The organism is Acinetobacter sp. YH12155 (genome assembly GCF_013418255.1).
Taxonomy (GTDB): domain Bacteria; phylum Pseudomonadota; class Gammaproteobacteria; order Pseudomonadales; family Moraxellaceae; genus Acinetobacter; species Acinetobacter indicus.
This window is the reverse complement of sequence record NZ_VPCK01000042.1, coordinates 1-7,599: the sequence shown is the minus strand read 5'-3', so window position 1 is coordinate 7,599 and position 7,599 is coordinate 1. Positions and strand designations below refer to the sequence as shown.

Genomic DNA, 7,599 nt, shown 5'->3' with positions numbered 1-7,599 from the left:
CAATACCAGCGCACAGCCCAAAGAATGATTTCGCCCTGAAAATGCCGACCATGGAAAGGATTCATATGCTGCACCTTTAGCTAAAACAGTCTTCAGCTTACCATTCGTGGTTATTTGCAACAGTGCCGCTGACGCACACCATCGCCCACCGGGTGGGTCGCTATCTGGAACGGCAAGGCCTGCTGGAACGGGATGTCGAAAACAGCTATCTGGCCTCGGATGCGGTGGATGACGACCCGATGACACCCCTGCTGGGGCACTCGATCACTTACCGTATCGCTGTCGGTTCACAGGCGGGGCGAAAGGTGTTCACTTTGCAAACTCTGCCGACCAGTGGTGATCCGTTCGGTGACGGGATTGGCAAGGTAGCCGGGTCCAGCCTGCACGCCGGCGTGGCGGCCAGGGCCGATGAACGCAAGAAGCTCGAACGGCTGTGCCGGTACATCAGCCGCCCGGCGGTATCCGAGAAGCGGCTGTCGTTAACACGAGGCGGCAACGTGCGCTACCAGCTCAAGACGCCGTACCGGGACGGCACCACGCACGTCATTTTCGAACCATTGGATTTCATTGCAAGGCTGGCCGCCCTGGTACCGAAGCCCAGAGTCAACCTAACCCGCTTCCACGGGGTGTTCGCACCCAACAGTCGGCACCGGGCGTTGGTCACGCCGGCAAAACGGGGCAGGGGCAACAAGGTCAGGGTGGCTGATGAACCGGCAACACCAGCACAACGGCGAGCGTCGATGACATGGGCGCAACGGCTCAAGCGTGTTTTCAATATCGACATCGAGACCTGCAGCGGCTGCGGCGGCGCCATGAAAGTCATCGCCTGCATTGAAGACCCTATAGTGATCAAGCAGATCCTTGATCACCTGAAGCACAAAGCCGAAACCAGCGGGACCAGGGCGTTACCCGAAAGCCGGGCGCCACCGGCTGAGCTGCTCCTGGGTCTGTTTGACTGACGAGCCTGAAGGCCAACGATACCAATCAAAATGCTGCGTTCACAGCGCCGCGGCAGGGATCCGCCGTGCTGGTTGTCGGAAAAGGAGCCGCTAGTGGGAAAGAGGAGGGTAAATTTTCAGCGTTGCTGGCTCCCCGTCAGCCGGATTGGGTTGCATCGCAGGGGTGTCGAAAGAGTCAACTGCGGTCCAAAGCTGTTGGACTTGGGTGAAAAGGGCGTTTATTCTTCCTATACGTCGATCGATTGAATGAAGGACATATACAATCATTTCTCCGACATTTGGTTATGGAGCGAAAAGTTTCAATATCTTATCAAAACCAGGCAATCAATGCGATTAAGTTTTATTACGAACGTGTTTTGGGTGGACAACGGAAAACATATTTCATCGAAAGACCAAAAAAAGAAAAAACACTTCCTGTTGTGATGAGTGAAGAAGAAACCATTCGGGTACTACGCGCTATTGAAAACGTGAAACACAAGGCTATTCTGATGACTATTTATTCGGCAGGTTTGCGCATTTCTGAATGTATAAACCTGAAAATAAAAGACATTGACTCCAAGCGCATGCAAATTCGTATAGAACAGTCAAAAGGAAAAAGAGGTCGTTATACCATTTTATCTGAGAAAACATTAATTATTTTAAGAACATACTTTATGGAATATAAACCAAAAGATTATTTATTTGAAGGTCAAAAAGGTGGCGCATACTCAAGCCGAAGTATTCAAAACATTTTTAAAGCAGCTGTTTTAAAAGCAAAGATTCAAAAGGAAGTTACTGTACATACCTTACGACATAGCTTTGCAACGCATTTGCTTGAGAATGGTACGAGTTTACGTTATATTCAATCGTTGTTAGGTCATTCAAGCAGTAAAACAACTGAGGTTTATACACATATTACCACCAAGGGAATGGAACAATTAAAAAGTCCGATGGATTTGTTAGATATATAGAAAGGATTTGTATATTTGAGCAAAACTTAACAAAAAGCACTATGAATATAAATCCTTTTGAGAGAGTAGAAACGAACGGTAAACGGTTGAAAACGGATTTGTCACTGATAATGAAAGGTTTAGCAAAATAAGATATAGTGGATATATACGCCATTTGGCGTATAGCCACTTGTTATGTGCCATTTTTGAATGACAATGCGAATAGATACAGACAAACAAATGAATTTACTTAGTGATAAGAACGTTGCAATAATTGGTGGTGGACCCGTTGGACTGACTATGGCAAAATTATTACAGCAAAACGGCATAGACGTTTCAGTTTACGAAAGAGACAACGACCGAGAGGCAAGAATTTTTGGTGGAACCCTTGACCTACACAAAGGTTCAGGTCAGGAAGCAATGAAAAAAGCGGGATTGTTACAAACTTATTATGACTTAGCCTTACCAATGGGTGTAAATATTGCTGATGAAAAAGGCAATATTTTATCCACAAAAAATGTAAAGCCCGAAAATCGATTTGACAATCCTGAAATAAACAGAAATGACTTAAGGGCTATCTTGTTGAATAGTTTAGAAAACGACACGGTTATTTGGGATAGAAAACTTGTTATGCTTGAACCTGGTAAGAAGAAGTGGACACTAACTTTTGAGAATAAACCGAGTGAAACAGCAGATTTGGTTATTCTTGCCAATGGTGGAATGTCGAAAATAAGGAGCTTTGTTACCGACACGCAAGTTGAAGAAACCGGTACTTTCAACATCCAAGCTGATATTCTTCAACCGGAAATAAACTGTCCCGGATTTTTTCAGCTATGCAACGGCAACCGATTAATGGCGGGACATCAGGGCATTTTATTGTTTGCCAATCCCAATAATAATGGTGCATTGTATTTAGGAATTAGTTTTAAAACGCCCGATGAATGGAAAAATAAAATTCCCTTAGATTTTCAGGACAGAAACAGCGTTGCCGATTTTTTATTGAAAAGATTTTCCAAATGGAGTGAAGTTTACAAACAATTAATACGTTCGGTATCAACATTTCAATGCTTGCCCACAAGGAAATTTCCTTTGAACAATGATTGGAAAAGTAACCGTCCATTACCCATAACAATGATTGGCGATGCTGCTCATTTGATGTCGCCTTTTGCAGGACAGGGTGTAAATACGGGATTATTGGATGCTTTGATATTGTCTGAAAACCTTACAAACGGAGAATTTACAAGTATTGAAAATGCCATCGAAAACTACGAACAACAAATGTTTGTTTATGCAAAAGATACGCAGGACGAATCGACAGAAAACGAAACCGAAATGTTTAGTCCCAATTTTTCGTTTCAAAAATTATTGAATCTATAAACAGTAAGAAAAAACGGCTACTAACAAGCAGTTTTGCAATAGTGGGGCAGAAGTGCAAAATTGAACTTGTGTGCTTCTATCAACTTTTGTACATTAGCTGCCAGTTTAAGATGGGTGCATTTGAGTATGCCCAAAGGAGCCCGCAAGTATGCGCAGGACGAAGCCAGTAGCCGCGCCGATGGTGGCGCGGGTCTATCTGCGCGTCAGCACCGACGCGCAGGACTTGGAACGCCAAGAGGCGATCACTACGGCCGCGAAGGCCGCCGGCTACTACGTCGCCGGCATCTACCGTGAGAAGGCATCCGGCGCACGCGCCGACCGGCCTGAGCTGCTGCGCATGATCGGCGACCTACAGCCCGGCGAGGTGGTCATTGCCGAGAAGATCGACCGCATCAGCCGCCTACCTTTGCCCGAGGCCGAGCGCCTGGTGGCCTCGATACAGGCCAAAGGCGCACGCCTGGCCGTCCCTGGCGTGGTCGATCTATCCGACCTGGCGGCCGAGGCCCAGGGCGTCGCCAAGATCGTGCTGGAAGCCGTGCAGATCATGCTTTTTCGCCTGGCCTTGCAGATGGCCCGCGACGACTACGAGGACAGGCGCGAACGCCAGCGCCAAGGCATTGAGTTGGCCCGCCAGGCCGGGCGGTACAAGGGCCGCCGTGCTGATCCGAAGCGCCGCGCCCAAGTTGTCGCGCTGCGCAAGTCCGGCTACAGCATCAACAAGACCGCCGAGCTGGCCGGGTACAGTGCGGCCCAGGTGAAACGGATATGGGCCGAGGTCAGCCAGGCCGAAGCGAAGCAGCACGGCGCGTTCGTGGAGGACGCATTGACGGAAGCCGATGCCCTGGCCGCTGTCGGCCAGGATGAGCGCCAGGAGGAAAGGGCATGAAGAAGCCGAACCAAGACGACGAGCCGTTTTTCATCACCGAGGAGATTGCGGCCGAAATGATCGCCGGCGGCTATGAGTTCGAGCTGCCGCCCATTCCTTGCACCATCCGCCTACGCGACGTGCTGGAGCGCATGACCGATGCTGAGCTAGCATTGCAGCCGGGCGAGATCGCCGACCAGGAGCGTGAACGCTGCCGGCGCAAGCCGTGTTCAACCTCATGATCTGGTCATGGTATTTTTCATGGCACTGAGCCTGATAGTTCTTGCAAATTGTTGTCACTAAAGGGTTTTGTGTGCTTGTTTACAATCGAGTGGGAGTGACGGGCACTGGCTGGCAATGTCTAGCAACGGCAGGCATTTCGGCTGAGGGTAAAAGAACTTTCCGCTAAGCGATAGACTGTATGTAAACACAGTATTGCAAGGACGCGGAACATGCCTCATGTGGCGGCCAGGACGGCCAGCCGGGATCGGGATACTGGTCGTTACCAGAGCCACCGACCCGAGCAAACCCTTCTCTATCAGATCGTTGACGAGTATTACCCGGCATTCGCTGCGCTTATGGCAGAGCAGGGAAAGGAATTGCCGGGCTATGTGCAACGGGAATTTGAAGAATTTCTCCAATGCGGGCGGCTGGAGCATGGCTTTCTACGGGTTCGCTGCGAGTCTTGCCACGCCGAGCACCTGGTCGCTTTCAGCTGTAAGCGTCGCGGTTTCTGCCCGAGCTGTGGGGCGCGGCGGATGGCCGAAAGTGCCGCCTTGCTGGTTGATGAAGTACTGCCTGAACAACCCATGCGTCAGTGGGTGTTGAGCTTCCCGTTTCAGCTGCGTTTCCTGTTTGCCAGCCGGCCCGAGATCATGGGGTGGGTGCTGGGCATCGTTTACCGCGTCATTGCCACGCACCTGGTCAAGAAAGCGGGCCATACCCACCAAGTGGCCAAGACGGGCGCGGTCACCCTGATCCAGCGTTTTGGATCGGCGCTCAATCTGAATGTTCACTTCCACATGCTGTTTCTCGACGGTGTGTATGTCGAGCAATCCCACGGCTCAGCGCGTTTCCGCTGGGTCAAGGCGCCGACCAGCCCAGAGCTCACCCAGCTGACGCACACCATCGCCCACCGGGTGGGTCGCTATCTGGAACGGCAAGGCCTGCTGGAACGGGATGTCGAAAACAGCTATCTGGCCTCGGATGCGGTGGATGACGACCCGATGACACCCCTGCTGGGGCACTCGATCACTTACCGTATCGCTGTCGGTTCACAGGCGGGGCGAAAGGTGTTCACTTTGCAAACTCTGCCGACCAGTGGTGATCCGTTCGGTGACGGGATTGGCAAGGTAGCCGGGTCCAGCCTGCACGCCGGCGTGGCGGCCAGGGCCGATGAACGCAAGAAGCTCGAACGGCTGTGCCGGTACATCAGCCGCCCGGCGGTATCCGAGAAGCGGCTGTCGTTAACACGAGGCGGCAACGTGCGCTACCAGCTCAAGACGCCGTACCGGGACGGCACCACGCACGTCATTTTCGAACCATTGGATTTCATTGCAAGGCTGGCCGCCCTGGTACCGAAGCCCAGAGTCAACCTAACCCGCTTCCACGGGGTGTTCGCACCCAACAGTCGGCACCGGGCGTTGGTCACGCCGGCAAAACGGGGCAGGGGCAACAAGGTCAGGGTGGCTGATGAACCGGCAACACCAGCACAACGGCGAGCGTCGATGACATGGGCGCAACGGCTCAAGCGTGTTTTCAATATCGACATCGAGACCTGCAGCGGCTGCGGCGGCGCCATGAAAGTCATCGCCTGCATTGAAGACCCTATAGTGATCAAGCAGATCCTTGATCACCTGAAGCACAAAGCCGAAACCAGCGGGACCAGGGCGTTACCCGAAAGCCGGGCGCCACCGGCTGAGCTGCTCCTGGGTCTGTTTGACTGACGAGCCTGAAGGCCAACGATACCAATCAAAATGCTGCGTTCACAGCGCCGCGGCAGGGATCCGCCGTGCTGGTTGTCGGAAAAGGAGCCGCTAGTGGGAAAGAGGAGGGTAAATTTTCAGCGTTGCTGGCTCCCCGTCAGCCGGATTGGGTTGCATCGCAGGGGTGTCGAAAGAGTCAACTGCGGTCCAAAGCTGTTGGACTTGGGTGAAAAGGGCGTTTATTCTTCCTATACGTTGTCGGCAGCGGGCCAAAAAGGAATACGTCCATGCCCATCGAGGTGAAACCGGCTGTGAGCGCGGGTTCAAGCATATAGCCCGACAGGCGCGTATCCTTGCCGATCACGACACGATGGCGGTGGTCACCGCGACGAAAGACACGGCCAGCCGCCATGCCGACGCGCAAGGCGGTTTCCGCCGTCATCGCGCCTTCGTTGGCTTTGCCACGAATACCGTCTGTGCCGAAATATTTGCGCACCATAAGGTCGATTATCCTGTCGTCGGGTCGCCCTCAAAGGGGACATGCCTGCTGAACCGCGAATATAGAGAAATATCCCGAATGTGCAGTTAACGAATTCTTGCGGTTTCTTTCAGCGCCGCCAATACCGCCAGCCCGTCGCGCAAGGGGCGCGGCTCGTGTGTGCGGATGAAGTCAGCTCCACCTGCGGCGGCGGCAAGCTCTGCAGCGAGTGTCGCGGCCCCGACATCCCCCGGACCACGGCCTGTGAGCGCGCGCAGAAAGGATTTGCGCGAAACAGACAGAAGCACCGGCAAATCGAAGCGCAGCCGCAATTCATCGAACCGCGCCAGCACCGAGAGCGAGGTTTCGGGAGCAGCCCCCAGAAAAAACCCCATGCCGGGATCAAGGACAAGGCGGTTGCGTTTGATACCGGCACCCGTCAGCGCCGCGATGCGCGCGTCAAAGAACGCCGCAATGTGATCCATGATGTCGCCAGCGGGTGCCTCGCGCCGATCTGCCTGCCCGTCTTGCACCGAATGCATAACGACGAGTTTGGCAGATGATTTCGCCAATTGCGGATAGAACGCAGCGTCTGGAAAACCGCGAATATCATTGAGATAGGCCACACCACGCGACAAGGCATAGGCTTGCGTCGCGGGTTGATAACTGTCGAGCGAGACGGGAATGCCATCTGCCTTGAGCGCGTCCAGCACCGGCGCGATACGCGCGATTTCTGTGTCGGACGAAACAGGCGCGGCGTCGGGATTGCTGGATGCCGGACCGAGGTCGATCACATCTGCCCCCTCGGCCATCAGCTTACGCGCCTGCGCAATGGCTGCGTCTGGCGCCAGATACCGGCCTCCATCGGAGAAACTGTCCGAGGTTATGTTGACGATGCCGAAAATGATGAGCGATTTATTCATGGGGGCTTCTATAATAATCTCTGTACACGACAAAAATAGATAACTCATTGAAATAATGTCACAATAATTGTTTTCTAACGACGAATACTATGACACATCTCAATGAGTTATATCTTATCTTAAACAAATCTCTAAAATGGAAC

The 7,599-nt window shown here is 52.7% G+C and carries 7 protein-coding genes and 1 pseudogene; 6 read left to right on the top strand and 2 right to left on the bottom strand.

Features of this window, described 5'->3' with window-relative positions:
- Positions 1-128 precede the first annotated feature (128 nt).
- The 6 genes and pseudogenes from FTU86_RS13560 to FTU86_RS13530 all read left to right on the top strand — a co-directional run.
- Positions 129-959: pseudogene (locus tag FTU86_RS13560) on the top strand (IS91-like element ISVsa3 family transposase); the annotation flags it as partial.
- A 284-nt stretch (positions 960-1,243) separates the two neighbouring features.
- Positions 1,244-1,909 carry a tyrosine-type recombinase/integrase gene (locus FTU86_RS13550; protein WP_168400355.1) on the top strand — a complete coding sequence of 222 codons (666 nt, stop codon included), beginning with the start codon at positions 1,244-1,246 and terminating at the stop codon, positions 1,907-1,909.
- A 189-nt stretch (positions 1,910-2,098) separates the two neighbouring features.
- The gene (locus tag FTU86_RS13545) at positions 2,099-3,265 is read left to right on the top strand and encodes a tetracycline-inactivating monooxygenase Tet(X3) (protein ID WP_024160783.1); all 1,167 of its coding nucleotides are present in this window, start codon (positions 2,099-2,101) and stop codon (positions 3,263-3,265) included.
- 148 nt (positions 3,266-3,413) lie between these two features.
- Positions 3,414-4,151, top strand: a complete 738-nt coding sequence (locus FTU86_RS13540) for a recombinase family protein (protein ID WP_001366550.1) — start codon at positions 3,414-3,416, stop codon at positions 4,149-4,151.
- Positions 4,148-4,372 carry a hypothetical protein gene (locus FTU86_RS13535; RefSeq protein WP_000743213.1) on the top strand — a complete coding sequence of 75 codons (225 nt, stop codon included), beginning with the start codon at positions 4,148-4,150 and terminating at the stop codon, positions 4,370-4,372. The genes FTU86_RS13540 and FTU86_RS13535 overlap by 4 nt, the downstream gene beginning before the upstream one ends.
- Positions 4,373-4,582: 210 nt before the next feature.
- Positions 4,583-6,076: an IS91-like element ISVsa3 family transposase gene (locus FTU86_RS13530; protein WP_001120888.1), complete on the top strand. Its 1,494-nt coding sequence runs from the start codon at positions 4,583-4,585 to the stop codon at positions 6,074-6,076.
- Positions 6,077-6,251: 175 nt separating this feature from the next.
- Here the strand turns inward: FTU86_RS13530 and FTU86_RS13520 are convergent, their stop codons facing one another.
- Both FTU86_RS13520 and sul2 read right to left on the bottom strand, forming a co-directional pair.
- A complete protein-coding gene (locus FTU86_RS13520) occupies positions 6,252-6,554 on the bottom strand; it encodes a phosphoglucosamine mutase (protein ID WP_000251875.1) in 303 nt (100 codons plus the stop codon).
- Positions 6,555-6,640: 86 nt separating this feature from the next.
- Positions 6,641-7,456 carry a sulfonamide-resistant dihydropteroate synthase Sul2 gene (gene sul2, locus FTU86_RS13515; protein ID WP_001043260.1) on the bottom strand — a complete coding sequence of 272 codons (816 nt, stop codon included), beginning with the start codon at positions 7,454-7,456 and terminating at the stop codon, positions 6,641-6,643.
- Positions 7,457-7,599: the final 143 nt, after the last annotated feature.

Bases quoted from the DNA above. Each gene is read 5' to 3' on its own strand.
- FTU86_RS13550 (WP_168400355.1), top strand. From the start codon at position 1,244: ATGGAGCGAAAAGTTTCAATATCTTATCAAAACCAGGCAATCAATGCG.
- FTU86_RS13545 (WP_024160783.1), top strand. From the start codon at position 2,099: ATGACAATGCGAATAGATACAGACAAACAAATGAATTTACTTAGTGAT.
- FTU86_RS13540 (WP_001366550.1), top strand. From the start codon at position 3,414: ATGCGCAGGACGAAGCCAGTAGCCGCGCCGATGGTGGCGCGGGTCTAT.
- FTU86_RS13535 (WP_000743213.1), top strand. From the start codon at position 4,148: ATGAAGAAGCCGAACCAAGACGACGAGCCGTTTTTCATCACCGAGGAG.
- FTU86_RS13530 (WP_001120888.1), top strand. From the start codon at position 4,583: ATGCCTCATGTGGCGGCCAGGACGGCCAGCCGGGATCGGGATACTGGT.
- FTU86_RS13520 (WP_000251875.1), bottom strand. From the start codon at position 6,554: ATGGTGCGCAAATATTTCGGCACAGACGGTATTCGTGGCAAAGCCAAC.
- sul2 (WP_001043260.1), bottom strand. From the start codon at position 7,456: ATGAATAAATCGCTCATCATTTTCGGCATCGTCAACATAACCTCGGAC.